The 21,380-nt window shown below is 59.6% G+C and carries 20 protein-coding genes and 3 pseudogenes; 8 read left to right on the top strand and 15 right to left on the bottom strand.

The features are described from left to right. Nucleotides 1–23 precede the first annotated feature (23 nt). From AABA34_RS15340 to AABA34_RS15300, 9 genes and pseudogenes are all read right to left on the bottom strand, one after another. Entirely contained in the window at nt 24–404 is a 381-nt protein-coding gene (locus AABA34_RS15340; protein ID WP_338303236.1) for a hypothetical protein, read from the bottom strand. Further along, nucleotides 401–2,944, bottom strand: coding sequence for a type IV secretion system protein TraC (gene traC, locus AABA34_RS15335; protein ID WP_338303235.1), 2,544 nt, complete (start codon nt 2,942–2,944; stop codon nt 401–403). The genes AABA34_RS15340 and traC overlap by 4 nt, the downstream gene beginning before the upstream one ends. After that, nucleotides 2,941–3,528 (bottom strand): hypothetical protein, encoded by a 588-nt coding sequence (locus AABA34_RS15330; protein WP_338303234.1) that lies wholly within the window; start codon nt 3,526–3,528, stop codon nt 2,941–2,943. The genes traC and AABA34_RS15330 overlap by 4 nt, the downstream gene beginning before the upstream one ends. Further along, nucleotides 3,525–4,397 (bottom strand): DsbC family protein, encoded by an 873-nt coding sequence (locus AABA34_RS15325; RefSeq protein ID WP_338303233.1) that lies wholly within the window; start codon nt 4,395–4,397, stop codon nt 3,525–3,527. Before AABA34_RS15325 ends, AABA34_RS15330 begins: the two co-directional genes overlap by 4 nt. Then, a complete protein-coding gene (locus AABA34_RS15320) occupies nt 4,394–5,701 on the bottom strand; it encodes a TraB/VirB10 family protein (RefSeq protein WP_338303232.1) in 1,308 nt (435 codons plus the stop codon). Before AABA34_RS15320 ends, AABA34_RS15325 begins: the two co-directional genes overlap by 4 nt. Then, nucleotides 5,701–6,516, bottom strand: coding sequence for a type-F conjugative transfer system secretin TraK (locus AABA34_RS15315; RefSeq protein ID WP_338303231.1), 816 nt, complete (start codon nt 6,514–6,516; stop codon nt 5,701–5,703). Before AABA34_RS15315 ends, AABA34_RS15320 begins: the two co-directional genes overlap by 1 nt. Further along, on the bottom strand, nt 6,513–7,082 hold the full coding sequence (locus AABA34_RS15310; protein ID WP_338303230.1) for a type IV conjugative transfer system protein TraE: 570 nt from the start codon (nt 7,080–7,082) through the stop codon (nt 6,513–6,515). The genes AABA34_RS15315 and AABA34_RS15310 overlap by 4 nt, the downstream gene beginning before the upstream one ends. Nucleotides 7,083–7,094: 12 nt before the next feature. Beyond that, complete coding sequence (gene traL / locus AABA34_RS15305; RefSeq protein ID WP_224812422.1) at nt 7,095–7,382, bottom strand: type IV conjugative transfer system protein TraL; 288 nt, start codon at nt 7,380–7,382, stop codon at nt 7,095–7,097. 31 nt (nt 7,383–7,413) lie between these two features. Then, nucleotides 7,414–7,745: pseudogene (locus tag AABA34_RS15300) on the bottom strand (hypothetical protein). Between the two features lie 290 nt (nt 7,746–8,035). On the opposite strand from AABA34_RS15300, the gene AABA34_RS15295 reads away from it, so the two are divergent. The 7 genes from AABA34_RS15295 to AABA34_RS15265 all read left to right on the top strand — a co-directional run bounded on the left by AABA34_RS15295 (nt 8,036) and on the right by AABA34_RS15265 (nt 13,076). Continuing rightward, nucleotides 8,036–8,605, top strand: coding sequence for a hypothetical protein (locus AABA34_RS15295; RefSeq protein ID WP_338303229.1), 570 nt, complete (start codon nt 8,036–8,038; stop codon nt 8,603–8,605). Then, a complete protein-coding gene (locus AABA34_RS15290) occupies nt 8,598–8,813 on the top strand; it encodes a helix-turn-helix transcriptional regulator (RefSeq protein WP_338303228.1) in 216 nt (71 codons plus the stop codon). Before AABA34_RS15295 ends, AABA34_RS15290 begins: the two co-directional genes overlap by 8 nt. Nucleotides 8,814–9,351: 538 nt before the next feature. Then, entirely contained in the window at nt 9,352–9,600 is a 249-nt protein-coding gene (locus tag AABA34_RS15285) for a helix-turn-helix transcriptional regulator (protein ID WP_338303227.1), read from the top strand. A gap of 3 nt (nt 9,601–9,603) precedes the next feature. After that, the gene (locus tag AABA34_RS15280; RefSeq protein ID WP_338303226.1) at nt 9,604–10,911 is read left to right on the top strand and encodes a type II toxin-antitoxin system HipA family toxin; all 1,308 of its coding nucleotides are present in this window, start codon (nt 9,604–9,606) and stop codon (nt 10,909–10,911) included. A gap of 302 nt (nt 10,912–11,213) precedes the next feature. Continuing rightward, nucleotides 11,214–12,203: a GSU2403 family nucleotidyltransferase fold protein gene (locus tag AABA34_RS15275; protein ID WP_338303225.1), complete on the top strand. Its 990-nt coding sequence runs from the start codon at nt 11,214–11,216 to the stop codon at nt 12,201–12,203. Between the two features lie 386 nt (nt 12,204–12,589). Further along, nucleotides 12,590–12,784, top strand: a complete 195-nt coding sequence (locus tag AABA34_RS15270) for a type II toxin-antitoxin system RelE/ParE family toxin (protein ID WP_338303224.1) — start codon at nt 12,590–12,592, stop codon at nt 12,782–12,784. Further along, nucleotides 12,774–13,076 (top strand): HigA family addiction module antitoxin, encoded by a 303-nt coding sequence (locus AABA34_RS15265; protein ID WP_338303223.1) that lies wholly within the window; start codon nt 12,774–12,776, stop codon nt 13,074–13,076. Before AABA34_RS15270 ends, AABA34_RS15265 begins: the two co-directional genes overlap by 11 nt. A gap of 163 nt (nt 13,077–13,239) precedes the next feature. Here AABA34_RS15265 and AABA34_RS15260 read toward each other — a convergent pair. The 4 genes and pseudogenes from AABA34_RS15260 to AABA34_RS15245 all read right to left on the bottom strand — a co-directional run. Continuing rightward, nucleotides 13,240–13,707: pseudogene (locus AABA34_RS15260) on the bottom strand (IS6 family transposase); the annotation flags it as partial. Nucleotides 13,708–13,943: 236 nt separating this feature from the next. After that, the gene (locus AABA34_RS15255; RefSeq protein ID WP_338303222.1) at nt 13,944–14,972 is read right to left on the bottom strand and encodes a tetratricopeptide repeat protein; all 1,029 of its coding nucleotides are present in this window, start codon (nt 14,970–14,972) and stop codon (nt 13,944–13,946) included. Between the two features lie 107 nt (nt 14,973–15,079). Next, complete coding sequence (locus AABA34_RS16440) at nt 15,080–15,532, bottom strand: PEP-CTERM sorting domain-containing protein (RefSeq protein ID WP_445083785.1); 453 nt, start codon at nt 15,530–15,532, stop codon at nt 15,080–15,082. A 195-nt stretch (nt 15,533–15,727) separates the two neighbouring features. Next, nucleotides 15,728–16,399: a putative 2OG-Fe(II) oxygenase gene (locus tag AABA34_RS15245; RefSeq protein ID WP_338303220.1), complete on the bottom strand. Its 672-nt coding sequence runs from the start codon at nt 16,397–16,399 to the stop codon at nt 15,728–15,730. 209 nt (nt 16,400–16,608) lie between these two features. On the opposite strand from AABA34_RS15245, the pseudogene AABA34_RS15240 reads away from it, so the two are divergent. Then, nucleotides 16,609–16,824, top strand: a pseudogene (locus tag AABA34_RS15240) (transposase); the annotation flags it as partial. Between the two features lie 157 nt (nt 16,825–16,981). On the opposite strand, the gene AABA34_RS15235 reads toward AABA34_RS15240, so the two are convergent. Both AABA34_RS15235 and sthA read right to left on the bottom strand, forming a co-directional pair. After that, nucleotides 16,982–18,967: a putative bifunctional diguanylate cyclase/phosphodiesterase gene (locus tag AABA34_RS15235; protein WP_338303219.1), complete on the bottom strand. Its 1,986-nt coding sequence runs from the start codon at nt 18,965–18,967 to the stop codon at nt 16,982–16,984. Between the two features lie 409 nt (nt 18,968–19,376). After that, a complete protein-coding gene (gene sthA, locus AABA34_RS15230; protein ID WP_338303218.1) occupies nt 19,377–20,822 on the bottom strand; it encodes a Si-specific NAD(P)(+) transhydrogenase in 1,446 nt (481 codons plus the stop codon). Nucleotides 20,823–21,380: the final 558 nt, after the last annotated feature.

The raw sequence follows: 21,380 nt of genomic DNA, 5'->3' as shown, positions 1-21,380 counted from the left end.
TAAAAGATTGTAATCTGCGCGTGTCAGTCACGGTTTGCCTCCCGGGCCGGATGGTTGTCGAGATCGACCGCGAGCCGCTTCAGGAAGCGCGGCATGCGAAACAGCGTCACCGCACCTGTCAGGACGAGGAAGCAGCCCTTGAGGTCCTGGCTGAACAGGCTGCGACGCAGCCCGTCGGCTTCGAGGTAGCGGTCCGACAGATTGGCGAGCTGGGTGAAGAGGCCGCCAAGGTCCCAGCCCGCAACGAACAGGAACAGCGCGAGCGGCAATCCCAGCACGATCAGCAACGAAGTCGCGGCAAAGCGCGCGGTCTCGATGAGGACGAAGCAGCTCCCTTGCAGGAATGGCAGCAGACTTCGGAGATTGGCCGGAGGTGTCCGGTCGACGAGATGCGAGACCATCATTGTCCGCCTCCCGCCACGATGCGGATGGCATCGGCGAGGCTGTGCCCGCGCCGCTCGCAGTCCTGGATCGCGGCATAGGTGTCGGGATCGGAGGAGTAGATCGTCGCCGAGAAGGGATCGAGCACGAGCCGGCCGACCGCCTCGGTCTCGGGACCCTTGATGAAGACCTCGCTGTACTCGGTCCCCGAACGCTTGAGGCTGCGGATCAGCGTCTCGGTGCGGTCGTCCATGTCGAGCCGCGCGTTCGCCTTGAAATCGGCGATCGTCTCGGCCTTCTGCTGGAGCACCAGCATCCAGTCGCTGTTTTCCAGGGCGGCGCGCGCGCCGTCGGACTTGTAATAATCATTGAGAGACTGCGTAGCGGTCGCGAGCGCGCCGCCGTACTTGCGCGCAGTGCGGGCGTAGGTCTCGACGAACTCGCCCATCGAGCCGCCCTTGAGCATCGCCCAAGCCTCGTCGATAAGCAGCAGCTTCTTGGTTGCTCGCGATGAGCGGGTCATCGCCTGGCTGGTCATGAACATGATTGCCGAGAGGACCACGCTCCTCAATTCCTCGCGGCTTGCAAGGTCACTCATCTCGAAGACGGTAAAATCATCGTCGAGCGCGAAGCTCGCCTTGCCCGCAAAGAACCCGCCGTAGCTGCCGCCGCGGCAGAAGGGCGCGATCGCGGTGGCGAGATCGCGGCCCGCTTCGCTTTCCGAGCCATGGAGCGCATGCGCGACATCGTCGACCGATGCGCCGCTTCCCAGGGCCTCCCAGGTCGCAGTCACCGCTCGGTCGATGAGCCCGCGCTCAGTGTCGCTCGGCGCGGTGCCGGGACGCGCCATCTGGCCGACGATCGCCTTGATCATGGCGAAGCAGTCGAGGCGGTAATCCTCGTCTTCGTGCGCGCGGGCATCATCGACCATCGAGAAGGGGTTCAGGGAAAAGCCCGAGGCGAGCGTGAACTCGACGAAGCGTCCGCCCTGCAGTTTGACCGAATGCTCGAAGCTGCGCCCGTCGTCGATCACCACGACCTTGGCGCCCGCACCGCGCAAGGCGGCGCAGAGTTCCTGCAGCAGCACCGACTTGCCCGAGCCCGACTTGCCGCAGATCGCGATATTGTGATTGCCGGCAGTGTTTTCGAATGGCGACCACCAGAAGGGCTGGCCGCGCCGACCGACGAGCAGGAGGTGCGGGATCACGCCGCCGAGATATTCCCCCTGCATTGGCGCGATATGTGCCGCTGTCGTCGAGAGCATGGTCTTGAGGCGCTTCAGCCGCGCCATGTCGTCGGCTAGGCCATCGGCAAGGCTCAGGGGAAAGGCAGCGACGAGGCCCTGCAGCTGGAGGAAGCGCTCGTCGGCAAGGTCCCATCCCGCTGCCTTGTAGATCGCCTTGATGATGCGTTCGTGCGCGTCGCCCTGGCCGAGCGGCGAGATGCTGGTGAGCCCGTAGAACAGCTTCACGAGTTTCTTGCCGGCCTGGAGTTCGGCCTGGACGTGGCGCCATTCGGCCGACTGTTCGGCGAGCTTGGGAAGAAAGCGCGCGCTCTTGGTCTGGCTGAGGCTGGTCGTGCGCATGAACTTGAAGCCTGCGCGCGCCGATGCGGCTTCCTGGTCGGGGTAGACGAGGCACAGCATGGTTGCCGTCGGACAGGGAAAGCGCAGCTTGTCGGTGAACATGTCGCCGATGAGCCGCGCGCATTCCCAGGGCGCCCAGCGCTCAGGGGTAGAGCGCACGGCATAATGCCGCACGTCGAAATGGTCGGGATAGCATTCGCCGACTTCGAGATTGCCCTTTTCGTCGCGGCCCGTCTCGCGAAAGCGCTCGGTCCTGAGGATCAGGCGATCGTCGCCGACCTCGAGCTCGATGTCGCGGCGGATGGCCTGGACATCGAGCGTATCGTGGGGGTTCCACGCATGGATGTCGGTCTCGTGCGCGGTGGTCGGCGAGGTGAGCTCGTCGATCAGCGCCAGCAATCCGCCCGGACGCAGCTCTTGCGCGAAGAGGCCGGGCGAATGGAGCATGCCCATCAGGCCTTCGCGGCATTCGGAGAGTTCGGCATCGGTCACGCTGCCGGGCACGGGCACGCCAAGCGAGACGATCAGCCGGACGTTGCGGGCGTGGAAGGGCGCATGCGCCGAGCCCGAATTCCAGACGAGATCGTAAAGGCGCCTGGTGCGCGCCCTGGCGATGGCCTCGTAGATGCCGCCCTGCTCATAGCGCGGAGCGAACCAGGGGCCGACCACGCTGCCGATCCGCGGCGATGCGAAGTTCAGGACCTGGAGGCAGGCGCCCTGCGGCAGGCCTTCGGAGAAGAACTGGCCAAGGATCTCGCCAGTCCGTTCGTCGGCCCCGATCAGCGGGGTGACTTCGAGCACGAAGCCCTTCGAGCGGGCGTTGCGGTAGAGCTTCGCCCCCTCGTCATAGACCCGGTAGGGCAGCCAGTCCGAGAGCATATCGAGCCCGAAATGCGCCTGCGGCTTCTCAGGCCGAGCCGTGTCGGCAAAAAGCCTGCGCGATATTGCGTCGCGCGCGGCAGCAAGGGATAGCGTCACTGGCTCTCTCCTTCGGTCATGTCAGGGTGGGGGACCGGCTCGCGGGGAGGGGTAAACGAGCCAGGTCCCCCGGGTTCCGGCGCGTCAGCGCCGGGCATCGCCGGAACGGGCTGCGAGGGGATGAACAGCTGTTCCGGCAATGTGTCTGCCTCTTGGGTTTTTGGCGGTTGGAAATCGGGTGCGGGGTTGCCCTCGCGCGTCGCGGCAATGGTCGATGCCAGCGAGCGCAGGACTTCGCGGCGGCCCTGCGGCGCGCGCCAGCCTGTCCCTGCCTGCTCGGGCAGCGTCAGGTGAACGACGCGCGCCTCATGGTCGCGGCCCGCCGCGTCACGGTAGGGCGTCAGCACGACCTGCAGGCGGCGAACCGCTTCGCCGGTCCGGGGCACCGTCCGATGCGCGTCAGACGCGTCAGCCTTCTCGATGCCGGTCGCCCCGGCATCGATCGCGGAAGTTGGCGCGCAGGTCCCTTCGGGAGCGCGGCAGGCAAAGCTGCCTTTCACATTGCCGCCAAGGCTGGCGCAGCCACTGGCGAGGAGGAGCGGCGCAGCGAGCACCACGGCGCGAAGGATCGGGAGCCGGCTCATTGCGCCTCTCCCTTGCCCTCGGCGACGAAGCGGCGGATCGCCGCGGCATCGCGGTAGCCATGAAGCACCGCCCCATCGCGGGCGCGCACGATGACCGGAGTTCCGGCAAACCCGTTGGCCTTCGCGAAGGCTTCGTTGGCATCGAGTGCCTTGGCGTCCTTGCAGGTCTTGGCACTCGCCGGAGCCTGGCCGGCATAGGCTGCATGGAGCGCCTTTGCCGGATCCTTGGCGCACAGCACGGCCTCGGAAATCTTGCGGCTTGCCGCGCCGAAGATCGAGATCGGTCGCTCTTCGATCATAACCCTGGCCTTGGCGAGTTCGGCCGCCAGGCGCTGGCAGTACCCGCACTGGAAGTCCGAGAAGACGACCAGGCGTTCGCCCTTAAGGTTGCCCCAGTGGATCGCGCCTGCAGCCGGAAGTGACGAGAGGTCGACATGGCTGGCAGCCGCTTGGATCGGCGTTTCGTCGCGACCTGCGGGAGCATCGCTGGCTACGCGCGCCGCCCCAGCCGCGAGCAGGTCGGGATTGAGTTTGAGCAGGCGGGCGGCCGTCACGTCGCGCCGCTCTTCCATGTCGTAGAGACGACCCACGAACAGGTAGCGGGCGGTCTCGTCGATGTAGAACAGCGTGTGGCCCGAGACGACTTCGCACCAGGGGCCAAGCGTGTCGCAGCTGATCGCATCGATCGGGGTCTTGGGCAGCCGCAGATTCAGTGCCTGCGCGACATCGCTCGCCATGCCGGCAGCGCTCGCAGGTATAGCGGTGACGGCAGAGACTCCGAGCGTCAGCACGGCGGCGGCGCTCGAGAGCGCAAGGGCAAGGTGGGCGGCGCGGGCCTTCAGGCTTGGCGGCGAGTCATTGTAGTTCATTTGGAGGGGCTCCTGACGTGGACGCCGTCGAGAAAGACGATCTCGACCTCAATGCCGGTCGGCATCTCGACGACGGGTTGGTATTGTTCGGCGCGTTCGATGAGGTATCGGCTGACGGTGTCGGCGGCTTCGCCGGCACCCTGGCCAAAGCCACCGGCGAGGATGTCGGTCGGCGATAGCGCTTCGCGTTGACCGTTGGCGCCGACAGGCTGCGTGAAGATGCCGTTGGCGTTGGCTGAGAATCCGCGCCCGAACCCGCCGACGATCCCGGCCATCAGTGCTTGGGCAACAAGGCTGCCTTCGCGGCTGACCACGCGGCCACGCACACCCGACTTTCCGGCAAAGGAGATGAACCCCTTGACCTCGCTCACCGCGAAGCGCCCACCGGGCTGCGCGCAGGTCATGCGCACCAGCTTGACGTAGACCTTCTCCGCCGAGAGATCGCCGCGCGCAGCGCCATTGACGAGGCAGCCGGTAATGTCGGTGGTGAGCAGCTTGCCCGCGCGCATGACCGAGCGGGCCGGCCCGGTGATCCGGAGCACCACGGGAAGCGGATCGCTCTGGCTCGCAACGCCGGTCGAGGCATCGACCCCGACGATGACCGTTGCCGGTGCGTAGCTGTTGGGCGGGAGGTAATCGCGGCTCGCTTCGAGCAGCAAGGCCGGCGCTGTCTCAGCCGCACGCGGCTTGCCGTCCTTGCCCACATTGTCGGTGAAACTCATCAGGCTGAGTTCGCCGCCTTGTGCCGGTGCCCCGGGCTGCGGTGACTGGATGGCCCCGCTCGTTCCCACGCCGGGGTCGTAGGCCGGTGGCGGCGGCGCGGCGGCCGACGCCTTCGCAGCGTCGCTGAGCTGTGACCGCAGATTGGCATTCTCGGCCGAGATCGCGTCGATCGCTGCCTGGCCGTCGGAGCGCATCTGCGCGTTTTCGCTGCGCAGGGCTTCGAGCTCCTGCTCGATTTCAGGGCGTGGCAGCTGGGCCTGCTGCAGATCCTTGATCGCGCGGCCCTGTGCATCGAGCCGGTTACCGTAGCTCGCGACGAATTCGCGCTGCGAGAGGTTGCGATTGACGAGGCCGCCAGTGTCGATCGTCGCCGCACCATTGGCATCCGCGCCAGCCTCGTCGCCGTCGCCGCCGAAGATGAACATCCCGCCGCCGATGAGCGCGATGGCCCCGATCCCGGCGAGCAGCATCTTCTGGCGCTGCGCGATCTGCGAATTGAGGTTGCGCCCCCCGCTTTCGCGCGCTTCCGGCGAGCCTGGCAGCGGCCTCTTTTCGGCGTCCTTCTGTGTTGCCTCGGCCATCAGTCGAGCCCTCCTTTGGCAAAGACAAGGAAGGCACTGGTCGCTTCACCGGGAGCGAGTGCATCGCGGCCATAGGCAAAGGCGAGCGCGCCGGCGGGAGCCTCTCGCTCGGAGCCAAGCGCAAGGCTCTCCTGGCCAAGGTTTCGCACGAGGAAGCGCTGTCCGGTCAGTTCATCGCCCTGGTATTCGGCGACCAGCTGGACCTCGATCCCGCCGGTGCGGCGCGGAGCAGAGAGTTCAGCGCGCGCCGTGAACCCGGGCAGGACGGCATCGCTCGCCATCGCCTCGATCAGGCGGATCGCGGCGTCCTCGGGGCCGGTCTCGGTCTCCCATTCAGTAGCCGCGGTTTTAGCGAGCGCAGGATTGGTGATGAAGAGCTGGGTCGCCTCCTGACCGCCAAGGCGGCAGGCGAACTTGTAGACGTAGCCCGCCTTGCTGGTCGCAAAGAAGCTGACCCGGGCAGCGGCAAATTGCGGGGGCACGGAGATATAGATGTCTCCGCGCACCGGCTCATGCGTCACCTGGAAGTCGTTATAGGGAAAGCCGCTCGCGATCTTCGAGACATTGGCAAAGCCATCATCGATGAGCGCGATCCGGGTGAGTTCACCGCGGGCGAGCTCGCAGTCGATGGTCGCATTGTCGGCCGCTTCGACGAACTGGTCGGCATACGCCGGAACCGGCGCGAGCGCGAAGGCAAGCACGGCGAGGCCAGTCAGCTTGAGCCCGGGATCGGTGCGCCTTGTCGCTCGATACGCGAAACAGGCAAGGCCGGTTCCGGCAAGCGCAGCAGCGAGGGGAGATGGGAGAAGGCTCATTGGCCAAGTTCCTCCTTGTCGGTGGGAAGTTGTTCGAAGCCGGCGAGCGCGAGGCTGAGGCCACGCTTCGACCAGCGGAAACGGAAGGAGCGGCGCTGGCTCGCGATCACCTGCGCGCCGACGAAGGTCTTGAGCGTGCCGGTGACGGTCGAGGTCAGGGCCTTGGGATCGACATGCATTTCCGCGATCACGAAGGCCTGGCTGATGTCCGAGCCGCGCTGTTCCTCGACGATCTTGACGAGCTCGGCCTTGAGGCGGCCGTGCGCGGCGGGATCGGCGAGCTTCAGGATGTTCGCCATCCAGTAGTCGAGGCTCTCGGGTGCCCGGTTTAGGAGCATCAGCGCCGTGTCGCGGGTGACGAGCTCGAGATAAGGCGCGTCGATCCCGCCGCTCGAGACGGTGATCCGCTCGGCGGTGATCGGCACCAGCACAACCTGCTCGTCGCGGGTGACCGCGGCGCCAAGGCTGACCAGCGTGGTGAGGCCAAGGACACCTGCCAGCACGGCAAAGCGGTTGCGTTGCCGGAGGTGGGTCTGCGCCTGTTCGTGCGCGAATTCTGCTCGCATGGGTCGCCTCCCTCAGCCCGCCAACAGGCGGCAGTGGGAGGGCGGCGTGGCCTTGAGCCCGAGAAAGCTCCCGGGCAGGTACCAGTACGCAGCATGCACCAGTGCCGAACCGGCGCCGCGTGCCTTTGCCTTCCGCAAGGCAAGCCAGGCCCCGGCGGCCAGGCCGATACCGATGAAGATATGCTGCGAGAGAATGCCCCAGGCGAAGGGAATGAAGATCCCTGCAAACTCGTCGATGGTCCAGAAGCCGATGAGCTCCGGGTCGTCGAGCCGCCGTGGAACGAGGTACCTGTCGGCCATGCCGCCCTCCTGTCGTGACCGGATCCGCTGATCAGATGACCGCGGTCACGACCGAGGTGACGATCGGCACGCCGGTGCCGACACCGATCCCGACGCCGACCGGCACCGCGACCTGGCCAAGCGAGAAGCGCCCGGAGGCAAGGCCGATCAGACCGCCCGCGAGGCTGAGTACGGTGATGATCTTGCCACCCGAGCCTTCGAGGAAGTGGTGAACTTGGTTAGCGCGGGATCGAAGGTGGTGTCGGCGCCGGCAAAGGCGGCACCGGCGCAGGCCAGCGCCACGCAGGCGGGAAGAATGTAGTCGCGGCTACGAACGCGGTTGAGCGTACGCTGCTGGACCGGAAGGGCAGTCTTGGTGGTCATGGATGGAACCTTTCGAGGGATTGAACATCAGCCAGCGATGCGTTCGCTGTATGTTCTTTCCTCTCCCCGGAGCCGGGCTGTAGGAAATCGGGAACTGGATTTTAGGGCTGCCGACCAAGCAAAAAGCGACATCGGACGGTGCGCTGGACGGGATTCGCGCAGGTTGATCGCGGATCAGCGCCGACTGTGCCGAGTTTAGCGCGAAGCGAGCCGCGATACGCGTGAACACGACCGGAATTCGCGCGAATCATCAAAGGAAGTCGAGACGCTGCTTCCTTTATGTTCGCTAAATGTTCTTTTTGTTTTCCTACAGGCTTCCTTCGCGGTTAGCCGGTGAGTCGACCACTTCCAGAGATAAGGAATCGTCGATGAGAAATACTGCACTCTTTGCTGAACAACAGGTCCGCGCCGACCTCGCCCGGCTGCTTCTGGCAGCCGTCGAGGTCAGCGGACGCCCGCGCTGCGACATTGCGCGCGAAGCTCAGATCCATAAGGATGCCTTGCGCCGCATCCTTGCCGGCGACCGCTCGGCCAGCCTCGGAGAAGCCTTGCGCATTCTTGCTGCAAGCCAAGTCGCTCCTCATGCGCACTTGCTCCTTTTCCTTGTCAGCAGCGGCGATCACGCGATCGCGTGGCTGCAATCGGACCTCGCGCAATTCTTCGAGGTCTTCTCCGGCGAGCTACCCTCGGCGCTCGAGCGCGTCCTGGGCAACCAGGTTCACGATGTTAAACCGCGCTGGGCCAAGGGTACCGCGCATCGTGTTGCACGGTTGCTCTCCGACCATATTGACGAACTCGAACGCAAGGACGCCCTGATGGGCGATATCTTCGAAGTTGCCGAAGGAGGCCACCGTGGGTGATGAGATCGACAGGAAAGCGACGGAAACCCGCCGTGTCACCCGGCTTATTCGCTTGCGCGAAGTGCAGCACCGTGTCGGACTTGGCCGGTCGACGATCTATCGCTGGATGAGTGAAGGAAGGTTTCCAAAACCGGTCCAGCTTGGCGGTCACGCTGTTGCCTGGGTTGAGGCCGAGGTTGAGGCCTGGATTGCCGCGTATGTCGAATAGCCAAGTCATTAAGCCCGTCTTGTCCTTAAGGCTCTCTATGGCAGGAAACTCTACCCACAAATGGTCTATTTTCAGGTGGTAGAGCAGCCACTGCGCCCGCAAGGGCGCGAGCATGCGTTCAAGCGGGCCGCGCTAGGCTTTGCCAGACTCTACGCTGATGAGATTGCCAAAGGGATGCACTGACGCCTTGGAGGCCGCTCTTCATGACGCGCTTGACATCTTGGGTGGCTCAAGCGGACCAGGAGAGTTCAGCATCACCTTTCCGGGGTTCTGGCCTCAAAAATTTGGGCAAGCCACAAAATTCATAACCACGTTACGACCAAGCGTATGCGGCAAGCTTCATCATAAGTGGGAATGGCGCGGAAAATCTATCAGATTCCCGACCCGACGAACGCACAGAAGGCGCTGTTTTGAGACATCGGTTTGCACATCATACGCAATACCATATACGTCATGATTATACGGCATTGCGTATAAATGAAATCCATACGATAAACCGTATGTTGACGGCATATACGCTTTATCGTATAGAAGGCAAATGAGCCAAGTCATTAGGTCATCGAAGATTTTAGGCGCGTCAATCGCGCGCGCGCGCAAGGCCAAGGGCATGACGCAGGTCCAACTCGCGTCCAAAGCAAGCACACGCCAAGCCACCATCTCAGATCTGGAGAACGGGAAAGGCGGGACGCGCGTTGATATTGTCCTGACCATCCTTGCCATCCTTGATCTGGACATCAAGCTGACAGCCCGCGCCTCTGATCCAACTGACATATCCGATTTGCTCTAAACAATGGCGCGCGCGAAAACCCACCAACCGCTCGACATCTATCTGAACAGCCGTCTGGTTGGTCAGCTGATGAAAGCCGCTAGCGGCGAGGTGTCTTTCAAATATGATGAAGGCTGGCTGGCGCTCGACAACGCATTGCCAGTCTCGCTATCACTACCCTTAAGAGAAGACCGATTTATCGGCGCGCCAGTGCTGGCTGTTTTCGACAACCTCCTCCCCGACAATATCGAGATCAGGAAATCGGTCGCAGCATGGATGGGCGTAGGTCATACAGACGCCTACAGTCTCCTGTCAGCCGTTGGGCGTGATTGTGTCGGCGCGCTGCAATTCCTGCCTGAAGGCGAAGAGCCTCAGGCACTCTATGCCATAGAGGGGCAGGAGCTTGATGAGGAAGCGATTGCCGACATCCTCGCCAACCTGAAATCTGCGCCCCTAGGGCTCGGCCGCGACAAAGGCTTTCGCATCTCGATCGCAGGCGCACAGGAAAAGACGGCGCTGACAAAATGGAAAGGGCAATGGCTCCGGCCACATGGAACGACACCCACGACACATATCATCAAGCCACCCATAGGGCAGGTGGCAGGTGGCATTGCGCTCGATAACAGCGTTGAGAACGAATATTTCTGCATGACCCTCTGCCGAAATCTCGGCCTGCCTGTCGCAAAATGTGAGATTGCCTACTTCAACGACAAGCCAGCACTCGCCGTTGAGCGCTTTGATCGACGCATTGAGGAAACGCGCATCTTGCGACTGCCGCAGGAAGATATGTGTCAGGCGCTTGGAGTGCCTCCCGAACTCAAATATCAGAGCGACGGCGGTCCGAATATGGAGGATATCCTGATCTTCCTGCGCGGCAGCGATACGCCGCTTCCTGACCAGGCCACATTCCTAAAAGCCAATATCGTCTTTTGGCTCTTGGGAGCGAGCGATGGCCACGCCAAGAACTTCAGCATCGCCATGCGTCCAGGCGGGCGTTTCGCGATGACACCGCTCTATGACATCCTGAGTGTCGAGCCGACATTCGCGGCAGGCACGATCGAGAAGAATGCCTATCGGCTTGCGATGTCGGCGGGCACTAACCGCCACTACCGCATGCATGAGATCATGCCGCGTCACTTCATCCAGACAGCGTCCAAAGCGGGGGTGGGAGCGGGCGATGCACGCGCGGTATGCGAAGAAGTGGCTGCAAGCGCAGAGGCTGCACTGGCTCAAACGCTCGACGGCTTGCCTGATGGATTTCCGGGCGATCTGACAGGACCGATTGCGGAAGGGTTTCAAGGCCGTCTGCGCATATTGGAGCATCTGGACTAGCTCATATGCTCTCGTGCCATTCGGGTTCTGACGTGCTCCCCTGAAATGGGACCAGCTTTCGGGTGGCAGAGCAAAAAGATTCGGACGACAATGAAGTGAAGCAGGTTCAGTGAAGAGCAGATCATCGCTGTATCTAAGGAGCAGGAAACCTCGCAAGCATCCGCCTATGGCTAAAGTCTTTTGTCAACAGGACCTAGGCAATTTACCCTGCAATTCGTACGGATTAAGGAAAAGCAGGGTAAGTCTTGCGTTTCTGGCTTTTACCCTGCATTTTCGTGAAATCGAAAATCGCAGGGTAATTTATGAATTTCCAACCGTTCTCCGACGAACAGGCGAGGGTGATCGTCAATCTCGAGCAGGTCTACCAGGTCTGGATGGAGGCCCTGCGCGCACTGAACGACATGCCCTACAACATGCGCATCAAGGAGGTCTCTGGTCGAGAATATCTTTACGAGGTTACGGATCGACGCGGATCGATGAAGAGCAAAGGCCCGCTCGATGAGGAAAAGCAGGCTGAATTCGACGAATACAAGGCCGAGAAGGCACAGCTCAAGGAGCGCCTTGCGGGAAGCAGGGAAGCGCTCAAGGAACAGGCGAGCCTGTACCGTGCGCTGCGTCTGCCAATGCTCCCGGCAGAGGCCGGCAAGATCCTGCGCGAGGCCGACCGCCTCCGCTTTCTGGGCGATCAGGTCATGGTGGTCGGGACCAACGCTTTGATCGCATATGCCCTGGAGGCAAACGGATTCATTCGAGATGCACCAGACACAACACTGGATTTTGACATGGCGTTGACCGGAATCGAGGCTGATGAGGACCGACCAACCTTGTGGAAAGTGCTCAAGGAAGCCGATACGACCTACTCGGTGAATACCGAGCGGCCCTTCCAGGCACGCAACGCCAAAGCCTACGAGGTGGAAATCCTTTCGGCCCCCAGCCGCATTGGCGGACAAGTTTCGCAGGACCGACCTCGGCCCATACCGCTAAGCGAACAGGAATGGTTGTTGAATGGACGGTCGGTCGATCGCGTGGTTGGTGTACGCGATGGCGAAGCCGTGCGCATGGTTGTTCCCGATCCGCGATGGTTTGCCTTGCAGAAACTCTGGCTGGCGGAAAAGCCCGGGCGCGATCCGCAAAAGAAGCCCAAGGACCGAAAGCAAGGAATTGCCGTACTTGATGCCGTCTGGGTCGCCATGCGGCATTACCCGTTAGATGAAGACTTCTACAAAGAGCTGCCCGATGCATTGAAGCCGCATTTTGAACGGTGGGATGCCAACAAGCCCCAGCGAAATTGAACGATCGCGGAGCGACGGAATATCTGGCTGCATCGTGTCTAACTCGAAGTTCGCCGAGGCCTTGGTCTCAAGGCTGAGAAAGTAAAAAGCCGTATATATATATCAGCAGCATATTTGACTTTGCAGGCCTCTTTTGTGGGCTTCCTCGAAAACCACATTGAAAGGCCCGCAGGGGCGATATTTGACGTGCCCTCTTGTCATGAAGATCGGCCTTGATTTTGGAGACAGAACTGACTGTCAATTGTCACGCGACGCTTGACAATATGGGGTGTGGTGACTCGATCGGCGCTATGGAAATCGGATCCATCAGGCACAATAGTCTGCGCCGTTTTTTCGCGACTGGCAATGCCAAGGGCTTGGTAGGCGATGTCGGTAGGCTCTAGAAGATGCTTGCCTTTATAGATGCCGCTGAAAGTATGGATGAGCTGTTCGTTCCTCCAAACTTCGGCCTCCACGAGCTTGCAGGAGATCGAAAAGGCACTTGGTCGATGACTGTGACACGCAACTGGCGTTTGACATTTAGCGTGAATGAAGAGGGCGCACTGATCGATATGGATCTGGAGGATTATCATGGCGCTTAAGATGCATCCCTCGCTCGCCGTTCATGTCGGCGACTGGCTCAAGAGCGAAATTGTCGTGCCTGCCGGTGTCAGCGTAACCGACCTTGCGGCACACTTCGGTGTCTCGCGGCAGGCGCTGAGCACTTTGCTCAACGGCAATGCCAATCTCTCTGCAGATATGGCGATCCGCTTCGAGAAGGCATTCGGGGTCAGGGCCGATACTCTGCTGCGGATGCAGACAGCCTATGATCTAGCCCAAGCCCGGGCGCATGAGGACGAGATCAAGGTCAGGAAACTCGCAGAGGCGGTGTGACTCCTCGAAGCTAGTCGAGCCAAAAAATATGGCCCCGCTGAGGCGGGGCCGGAAGGGTGAGAGCTCGTTAGCAAATTTCGAGCCCTTCAGGTCGCGTCATTGTGCTGACCTGCCCCCAAGAAAGTGGTCTGTTTTAAGAATTAGAGAAACGGCTATTGAGCCGCTACCCGTTTCTGGACCACCTCGCGAAAGCGCGGCCTCTGAAGGCTTGCATTGTCTTTCGTGAGACGAGGTGACGCTCGGTATTGAAGGTATTGTAGATCGCCGAGTGGGTGGAAACGAAACGTTGAGCTTGGCCCTGCGACTTGAGGCGCTGCATCTTTCGCTCTCGCCTTCGGACAGGAAGGTGTGAATTTTCCGCGCGATTGTTTTCCTCCAGCCGGCCTGGTTGATGGCGGGCGAGGGCACCCAACTCGCGCAGCGCCGCTCTTTAAGAAGCGAGACCGTCCGTCACGATGGCCTCGGGTACAAAGCCCTGGTGCTTGAGCTGTTTCATCAAAAATTTCAGCGCTTGCCTCTTTTTCCTTCGCTTCTGGACGAGGATATCGAGGACCTCTCTTTCCTTGTCGACGGCCCGCCACATGAACATTCGCTTGCCGCCGATCTTAACGACCATCTCATCCAGGTGCCAGACGCAATCGGGCCAATTTTGGATATCTGGCGCGACGGCTGCTTTGCGCCACACTTATCGCCATCGCCTCATCCAGGATTGTAGAGGCTCTATACTTTCATTGAGCTCTGCGATCTCGGCCTAGCTCAGGTGATGTAGAAGACCTGGCACCGGCGCATATCCCCGCTTGTTCAGCGATCACCTAACCAAGTTCCACGTTCGGGGAGGAGCCTGCTGCCGAGATCGTTATCGGCAAATCAGTTCTCCAATGCCACGACGCGGGCTTCAACTTGTTGGTCAGAGCCGACCGCGCGCAAATAGCGTTTGTATTCCGCTAGTGCGAGTTCCCGGTTTCCTGCCTTGTCTTCGACCTGCGCTGAAAAGAGCGTGAATTCGTCATTGTCGCGATAGGCCCGGCGGGCTGCTTCCAATGCCGTGCGAGCAGCGATCATGTCATTCGTCATGAGTGCGTGACGGGACTTCTGCCATTGCAGGAACGGGTCCGAAGCATGATTGGCAAGCGCCACACGTAATGTCTCGCCAGCTTGCTCCACTTGCCCAAGGTCGAGCTGCAAACCGGATGCTGCCGCCCAGGGGGTGACATGATGCGGATATATCTCGCTGGCACGTAGGTAGTGAACGAGCGCCTGATCAAGCTTACCCTGAACGATATCAAGCCGTCCGTTCGCAACCAGTGCCTGGAAATTCTCCGGATCGTTCTTTAGAGCGACTTGCGCGTATTCTTCCGCATCATCGGCATTATCGAGGTCGATCAGATGTTCAGCCGCCATGGCATTCAGGTGGACGTTATCGGGAAAACGCTGCAGCGCTTCATCCATACCGGCCGCAAATTCCTCTTCCTGGCCGATCTGTCCCAGGGCCCAGAGCGTCATCCGGAAATCCTCTGAAGAAAAATCCGTCGGCTCAACGTCTCCGTATAGCTCCAGCGCGGCTTCAGGCTTTCCTTGCAGGAGCAGGGCGTGCGCCGTGGCAATCCGGCGGTCATCTTGGGTCAGCGCGGTATCGGACAGTTTCTCGATTGCTGCCATCGCCGCATAACCTTCGCCCAATTCGAGCATCAATCGCATTTGCAGTCGGTAAACCTCGTCGGTCGCTTCACCATTGCTGAAGATGTCCGCAAGATGCGCGCGAGCGATGCGATACTCGCGATTTTCGAACGCCTCCTGGGCGTCCTCGATCGAAGATTGCGGTGTTTCACCACAAGCCGAGAGGGTGAGGGCGACGGATGCCACCAGCGCGTTCAGCACAGAGTTAATCGTCTTCATTCGATAACTGTTACTGCCAAGCCAATGAAATTTTGGTGAAACCAAACGCGAAAAGGCCGCCTCCCCGTGAGAAGCGGCCCTCTTGTGCTCGCCACTACTAACCGAAATCAGGCAGGCTTCTTTTTCTTCTTGGTCAGCTTGCGGCTGCCCATTGCGGCTGCAACCCCCGCGCCGAGAAGCAGAATACCGCTGGGTTCAGGCACATTGGTGCCGCCCGACGAAGTCGACGAGATACCCCCTGAGGTGGTCGACGAAATCCCGCCCGTCGATGTCGAAATGCCACCGCTTGACGATGTCGTGGTGGTCGAACCGCTGCTGGTCGAGGTCGACGTTGTCGTCGATGTCGATGTGGAGCTGGACGAGCTCTTGCTCGACTTTGAACTCTTGCTCGATTTCGAACTCTTCGTGAAAGAGCCGCTCTTGCTCGACTTGCTGCAGAAAATGAAGCACTTGCTCGACTTCGAGCTCTTGCTCCAGGAATATGCTGACGCTTCGCTGGGAGCGACGGCGCCAACCGAAGTTGTAGCGATAGCGACACCGATCACGGCCGCCTTCGTCATTTTGATGTACTGCATGCTAACCCCTAGTCTTCAAATCTATCCGAAACACGAAGAGACTGTTTCTGGGCTAGGTTAAGCAACGGCCGTGCCAAAATCGCGAAAATGGCAGAAAACCGGGAGAGACGAAGGTTAACCGCCTTTCGGACTACCGTCCGGTTGTAAGTATTTCCGTCACATTTCGTGGTTAACCGGACGTCAGTCGTGCCAGATTCCGATTATGTGAGCGAGCGGTGTAATCTGTGTGCTGGCGAATTCGTCAAAGGCTTCGGCCTTGTCCGGGTCCGGGAAGTAGTTGCCGCTGATCGATACGCGCTTTTGCGAGCTCATGTTCCGCTTGGTGTAATGCGGTGCGTATGAGGGGAAGATCACGAGATTGCCGACTGAGGGCGAAATCTCGAACATGGTGCGGCGGGCAACAGCGTCCATCGCGAACACCAGTTCACCACTGTGCTCTGGATAATTGGAGTAATAGACCCAAGACAAGCCATCGGGCCAGTCGGCGCGAATATGGGTGTGGTAGTCCGTGTTCTGACCCGGGTTGAGAATGTGACCCCATGACTCTGCTTCCTCAAAGGATTCGAAGTACGGGTTGAGCATGCGGAAAAAGCCATCGATGCGAGCCAGCAGCTTCGCGACTTCGGGATGCTCGTAGGGCAACAGCGAATCTTCCGACTTGGTATCACCCACTTCGGTGCAACGCCGTTCATCTTCTTTCGCAACCACCGCGCGAGTGATCTCCGCGTTGTCGAGATCGACGCCGATCGGCACCACGAGATGTCCGATGGACAACATGGGCGAGAAGTATTCGAACGGATCTTCCGAAACCGGGGTCACACATGAAAGGTCTGGCTGAAACGGTTTGCCCACGCTGAAACTCCCTCGAGCAAATGGAATAGCCTGGGCGTTAACCGTGAAAATTTAAATAGATGTGAAGTTCGACCGAAGTCCGGACTGCCGGTATGACCCTAGAACTTTTTGCCTTAGCCGGCCTTGGCCGGGCGAGAAGGTTTGGCGTGAACCCAACGCCGGCGAAGCCAGCGCATTGAAGTTCACGGCCCCCCAGGCAAGCGTTCGTCATCAATCAGGGTAAGTAAGGAGAGCCGGTTGCCGAGATCTGCCGCAAGGCTGGGATCAGCCAGGCGCCCTATTTTTGCTGGAAGAAGAAATACGCCGGGCTGATGCCGTCTGAGATGCGGCGGCTGCGCGAGCTGGAGGATGAGAACAGTAGGCTCAAGAAGATCTTGGCCGATCTGATGCTCGATCGCGAGACGCCGCAGGACGTTATCAAACGAACACTCCAGACCTGAGCGGTCCAAGCTTGGGTCACAGCGCACAACAACCGCCCGGCTCTATATCCAGCTGGGGGAGGGGCACTTCGCCTCGAACACAAGAGGGTCAAATGATCCAAACTTTGTGAAAGACGTTGGGGTCGCTGCTTGGAGCCTTCCCTTATCCAACCGAATGCAGCAACGGGGCTCCTTGTCGATTGTCGGTGGCGAGTTCGAGAAGGGACCTGAATTCGGCCAGAGGTACTGGCCGTCCGAAAAGGAAACCTTGCATCTCGTGACATCCAAGATCGCGAAGGATCCTGGCCTGCACCTCATGCTCCACCCCTTCTGCGATTACGCTCATGTCAAGCGCTCGGGCCAGAGTGATCGCGCCTGCTACCAGCATCTTCTCCTTGTTGTCCGGCTTGAGGTCCTTCAACAGAGACTTGTCGAGCTTGATATGGGTGAAGCCGTAGGACTTGAGATAGTGAATGCTGGTGAAGCCTGTGCCAAAGTCATCTAGCGCGAGCGAAATGCCAGCCGTTTTGAGGGAATTTATTGCCTTGATCGCCATTCCCGGATTGGTGAGGAGATAACTCTCCGTCATTTCCAACTGTAGCCGTTCGGGTGGGAAACCGGTTTTTTCCATGACCTTGAGCACTTGCTGCTCGAAACCGGGATGTCGGAATTGGGCTGGCGAAACATTCACGCTCAGGTCCAGTCCGCCCATATCCCGAATTTCGCGGCAGGCACGCTCGAGCACGAAGAGGCCAAGAGGGTGTATCTGACCTGTCGCTTCGGCAACTTGGATAAACTCGTCGGGAGCCAGCTCGCCCTCCGCCCGGCGTGGCCAACGCAGCAATGCCTCGGTCGCAACAATCTTACCGCTGACGGCATCAACGATCGGTTGATACACAACATCGAATTCATTGGCCTCCAGGCCAGCACCGATCTGGCCTTCAATCTCGATCCTCCGCAGGCGGCCCTCATCAAGCGCATCGCTGTAAATCGCGACCTGGCCCTTGCCCTCAGTTTTTGCGTGATACATCGCAAGGTCTGCCCGGCGCAGCAATTCTCGCGAGTTCACGCCGTTGTCCATGTTGCTTGCAATCCCGACCGATCCACTGATCTGCAACACATGACGATCGACCAACACTGGAAGCGCCATCTGCTTGAGCAAGCGATGCGCCAGTTCCAGTGCGATTGCGTGCGCGTTTTCGATAGTTCCATCGGCTTCGAGGAGGACCGCAAATTCATCGCCGCCCACTCTCGCCAAAGTGGCATGCTCAGGACATTGTTCACGCAGCCGATGGCAGACTATCCGTATCAGTTCGTCTCCCGCATGATGACCGTGTTCGTCATTCACCAGTTTGAAGCCATCAAGATCGATAAACACGATTGCCAGGCTGTCCTGAGCCAAGACTTCCTGCCGGTCGAGGCGGTCGAGCCGGTCAAGCAGTTCCCTGCGATTGGGCAGTCCCGAGAGCGCGTCGGTGAAGGCGATCCGACGGTTTTCCGCACTAAGCTTTTCGGTCTCGAGCTGACGGATACGCAGTGTGCGACGTGATTGCACGACTTCGGCGAAAGAGCGGTTGAAGCTGTGTGTTACTACCGCCATCCCGATGCAAACGCAGCAAAGCACGAGCGACTGTGGCAGCAATTGGCCGCCTTCAACCCACGAGAAATAGAGCGCGAAAGATATCGTACTCACTGCTGCCACCAGCATCGCGGCTGCCCTCAGAGTCATAAGGCAGAAAACTGTGCTGACCTGACTCAAAGCAAGGAAAAAGGTAAGATTGCTCCGGGAAAATGCGTCGGCATCCTGGTAGACCCAGATAACCCAGACGTTGAAGGTCAGAGTGAGGACTACAGCAAGCCTGCAAGTCCGCTTGAGATGCGAGGTAATCTCGTCATCCCCAAGAGTGCTGCTATCGCCCTGACGGAGCCACCAGATCGCCCTGCTCATCGCAATGCCCGTGATAACTATGGGAGCGACGAGCGTCTTGGCGAGCAGATCAGGGTTGAACGACGTGACGGTGATGGCCAGCGTGTTGCAAATGAGAATCCCGTATAACAACGGGATGTGACCCTGGAACGAACGGAACTGCGCCCGCATCAATTCCGGGTCGCTCTTGTCCAAATCGAAGAGTCCAAAAAACTTGTTCATACCTAGCGACCCGACTGCTTCGCCAAAATTCCGAGTTTATCGGGTAGAGCCCAGCATTGAACCAAGGGTTATCGAATTGGCGAGAGAAGCACGGAGGTGAAGCATGCGACTTGTTAATGTCTTTGAGTGCTTTGCTCACTTTGGCGTGAAGGGTCTGGACTGAAGGATCTCTGCGCAAAACAGCATGTCGCCAGCGATGCTGAGCTGGCTTGCTGTGGCTGCGAGGGGCTACCGCGACGCCCTAACTGGCAGAAGTGTTTTGCTATGTTGTTTCGTGCTGCAAGGTGAGCGTCAGGTTTGCGCAGCCCTATGCGCAAGTATCGGGCCGGCGAGGTCATGCGCTCAGGTTCGATGCGCGACCGGCAAGTGCCAAGTCGAGTAGGACGCCCCCACATCTTTCCCGCCCTCTTCAGGCTGCAAGGTCGCCTGAAATCCTGTCCAGAATGCCCTCTCGGCTCACATGCAGCCGATTCCAGAGATCGAGCGCTGCAATCTTGTACCCTTCCGCAAGCGTTGGGTAATTGAAGCTGTTTTCGACAAAGTAGTTGAGCGTGCCGCCAAGATTTATCACCGCTTGGCCGATATGGATAAGTTCGCTGGCTCCCTCGCCAATAACATGGACACCAATGAGCTTGTGCGTTTCCCTGTTGCAAATCAGCTTCAAAATCCCTGTCTCCAGCCCCATGATATGTCCCCGCGAAGTCTCCCGGAAACGTGCGATCCCGCACTCATATGGAATGCCGGCCTCGCGCGCGGCATCTTCGGTCATGCCTACCGACGAAAGTTCGGGAACAGCATAAACACCGTAGGGCGGCGATTGATCATCGGCTTCTATCGGCGAACCGAAGGCATGGCATGCAACCGCCCGGCCTTGTTCCATCGATGTCGAGGCGAGGCTGGGGAAGCCAATCACATCTCCGGCAGCATAGATATTCGGGGTGGCAGTCTGAAAAGTCTTGCGGTCGACTTTCAACTGGCCTCGGCTGTCAGCGGACAGTCCTGCAGCCTCAAGGTTAAGCGCCGCGGTTGCCCCTTCGCGACCAGCCGTAAAGAGCACCATTTCCGAACCGATCAACCGACCGTCATTCAACTGGCAGATCGGGTTGCCCTCTTCTGAAAAATGTACATGCGCCAGCGAGCATCCAAGCCGCAAAGTGACACCGCGATCGCGCAAGGAGTGCACGAGGTGGTCAACGATCTCCGCGTCCATGAACTCAAGCAGTCGGTTGCGCGGTTCGATCAGCGTGACCGGAATGTCCAGCGCGCTGAAGATCGTGGCGTATTCAAGGCCGATAACACCGGCGCCGACAACGGTCAGGCTGCGCGGCAGGCGCGGCTGAAGGATGAAGTCGTCGCTATCGAGGACATTGGTCCGATTGAACGGAATATGCGCAGGCCGGAAAGGACGGGTGCCAACTGAAATGAGAATCTTTTCAGCCTCGATCCGTTCTTCAAGTGTCGATCCGTCCACGTTGCGCGCAACGGCAATCTCGTTTGGTCCTACAAAACGGCCTTTGCCGTTCAGGATGCGAACTCCATTACGGGCAAACTGATGTTCAAGAACCGCGACTTCATATTCAAATGTCTTGGTTATGCGCTGATTGAGGTCGTTGGGTGCTATGGTGGCCCGGGAGCGATATCCTTGTCCATAGAAGGCGCGTTCGCGCCATCCTGAAAGGTTTAATGCGGTCTCGCGCAGCGTCTTTGAAGGGATAGTCCCGGTGTGAACCGAAACCCCGCCAACCTTGCTGCGATCGTCGACGACCACAACCTTCTTGCCCAGCTTGGCGGCCTGGATCGCAGCCCGGCGACCTGCAGGACCTGCTCCAAGAACTATGAAATCGAAACGTTGCATGACTTCTCCCTTCAGAGAAGGACGGCTGCAAGTTTGAAAAGTTAACCATAGCAGGAACCGAGACCGCTTTCGCCTCAGCGGTCTTGTTCCATTGGTAGTTTCGCCAGCAGCAGGCCGGGGACGTCGCAGCCACTGTATCAGTTAGCCGCAGGTGGGCGTGTTAGAGGACGGTGAGCCAGAGACAGATTGAGGAAATGGAACAATCTGATTTTATCCCGCAATTTCACATTTTTCCGGAATTGCGGGATAAATCGCTGCAATCCCTATTCCGCTGGGTGGCAAGGAAATGCCAATTCATGCGGCTATACAATGGGTGCATGAAAAAGACTCGCGAAGGTATCAGCCAATCTCGGCTGGCGATATCAGCCCGCCAAAAATGAGAAAGGGAGAAAACTCCGGCCCCGATTACTGTGATATTCGCTATCCGAGGGCGAGCCAAGAAGCGCAATTGATTAGTGGCTCATAAGGCTTCAAACGGGCATGGATTAGTGCGAAAACTCGACCCAAAAATACACTGTCCCGGTCACGAATCCGGACCCGAATTTCCACAACTTTCGG

This window comes from Erythrobacter sp. Dej080120_24 (genome assembly GCF_036322605.1).
Taxonomy (GTDB): domain Bacteria; phylum Pseudomonadota; class Alphaproteobacteria; order Sphingomonadales; family Sphingomonadaceae; genus Erythrobacter; species Erythrobacter aurantius.
This window is presented reverse-complemented; position numbering and strand designations above follow the sequence as displayed.

What these genes read in the sequence shown, in the direction of transcription:
- AABA34_RS15340 (WP_338303236.1), bottom strand. Translation starts at nt 404, where the DNA reads ATGATGGTCTCGCATCTCGTCGACCGGACACCTCCGGCCAATCTCCGA.
- AABA34_RS15330 (WP_338303234.1), bottom strand. Translation starts at nt 3,528, where the DNA reads ATGAGCCGGCTCCCGATCCTTCGCGCCGTGGTGCTCGCTGCGCCGCTC.
- AABA34_RS15325 (WP_338303233.1), bottom strand. Translation starts at nt 4,397, where the DNA reads ATGAACTACAATGACTCGCCGCCAAGCCTGAAGGCCCGCGCCGCCCAC.
- AABA34_RS15320 (WP_338303232.1), bottom strand. Translation starts at nt 5,701, where the DNA reads ATGGCCGAGGCAACACAGAAGGACGCCGAAAAGAGGCCGCTGCCAGGC.
- AABA34_RS15315 (WP_338303231.1), bottom strand. Translation starts at nt 6,516, where the DNA reads ATGAGCCTTCTCCCATCTCCCCTCGCTGCTGCGCTTGCCGGAACCGGC.
- AABA34_RS15310 (WP_338303230.1), bottom strand. Translation starts at nt 7,082, where the DNA reads ATGCGAGCAGAATTCGCGCACGAACAGGCGCAGACCCACCTCCGGCAA.
- traL (WP_224812422.1), bottom strand. Translation starts at nt 7,382, where the DNA reads ATGGCCGACAGGTACCTCGTTCCACGGCGGCTCGACGACCCGGAGCTC.
- AABA34_RS15295 (WP_338303229.1), top strand. Translation starts at nt 8,036, where the DNA reads ATGTTCTTTTTGTTTTCCTACAGGCTTCCTTCGCGGTTAGCCGGTGAG.
- AABA34_RS15285 (WP_338303227.1), top strand. Translation starts at nt 9,352, where the DNA reads ATGAGCCAAGTCATTAGGTCATCGAAGATTTTAGGCGCGTCAATCGCG.
- AABA34_RS15280 (WP_338303226.1), top strand. Translation starts at nt 9,604, where the DNA reads ATGGCGCGCGCGAAAACCCACCAACCGCTCGACATCTATCTGAACAGC.
- AABA34_RS15275 (WP_338303225.1), top strand. Translation starts at nt 11,214, where the DNA reads ATGAATTTCCAACCGTTCTCCGACGAACAGGCGAGGGTGATCGTCAAT.
- AABA34_RS15270 (WP_338303224.1), top strand. Translation starts at nt 12,590, where the DNA reads ATGCTTGCCTTTATAGATGCCGCTGAAAGTATGGATGAGCTGTTCGTT.
- AABA34_RS15265 (WP_338303223.1), top strand. Translation starts at nt 12,774, where the DNA reads ATGGCGCTTAAGATGCATCCCTCGCTCGCCGTTCATGTCGGCGACTGG.
- AABA34_RS15255 (WP_338303222.1), bottom strand. Translation starts at nt 14,972, where the DNA reads ATGAAGACGATTAACTCTGTGCTGAACGCGCTGGTGGCATCCGTCGCC.
- AABA34_RS16440 (WP_445083785.1), bottom strand. Translation starts at nt 15,532, where the DNA reads ATGACGAAGGCGGCCGTGATCGGTGTCGCTATCGCTACAACTTCGGTT.
- AABA34_RS15235 (WP_338303219.1), bottom strand. Translation starts at nt 18,967, where the DNA reads ATGAACAAGTTTTTTGGACTCTTCGATTTGGACAAGAGCGACCCGGAA.
- sthA (WP_338303218.1), bottom strand. Translation starts at nt 20,822, where the DNA reads ATGCAACGTTTCGATTTCATAGTTCTTGGAGCAGGTCCTGCAGGTCGC.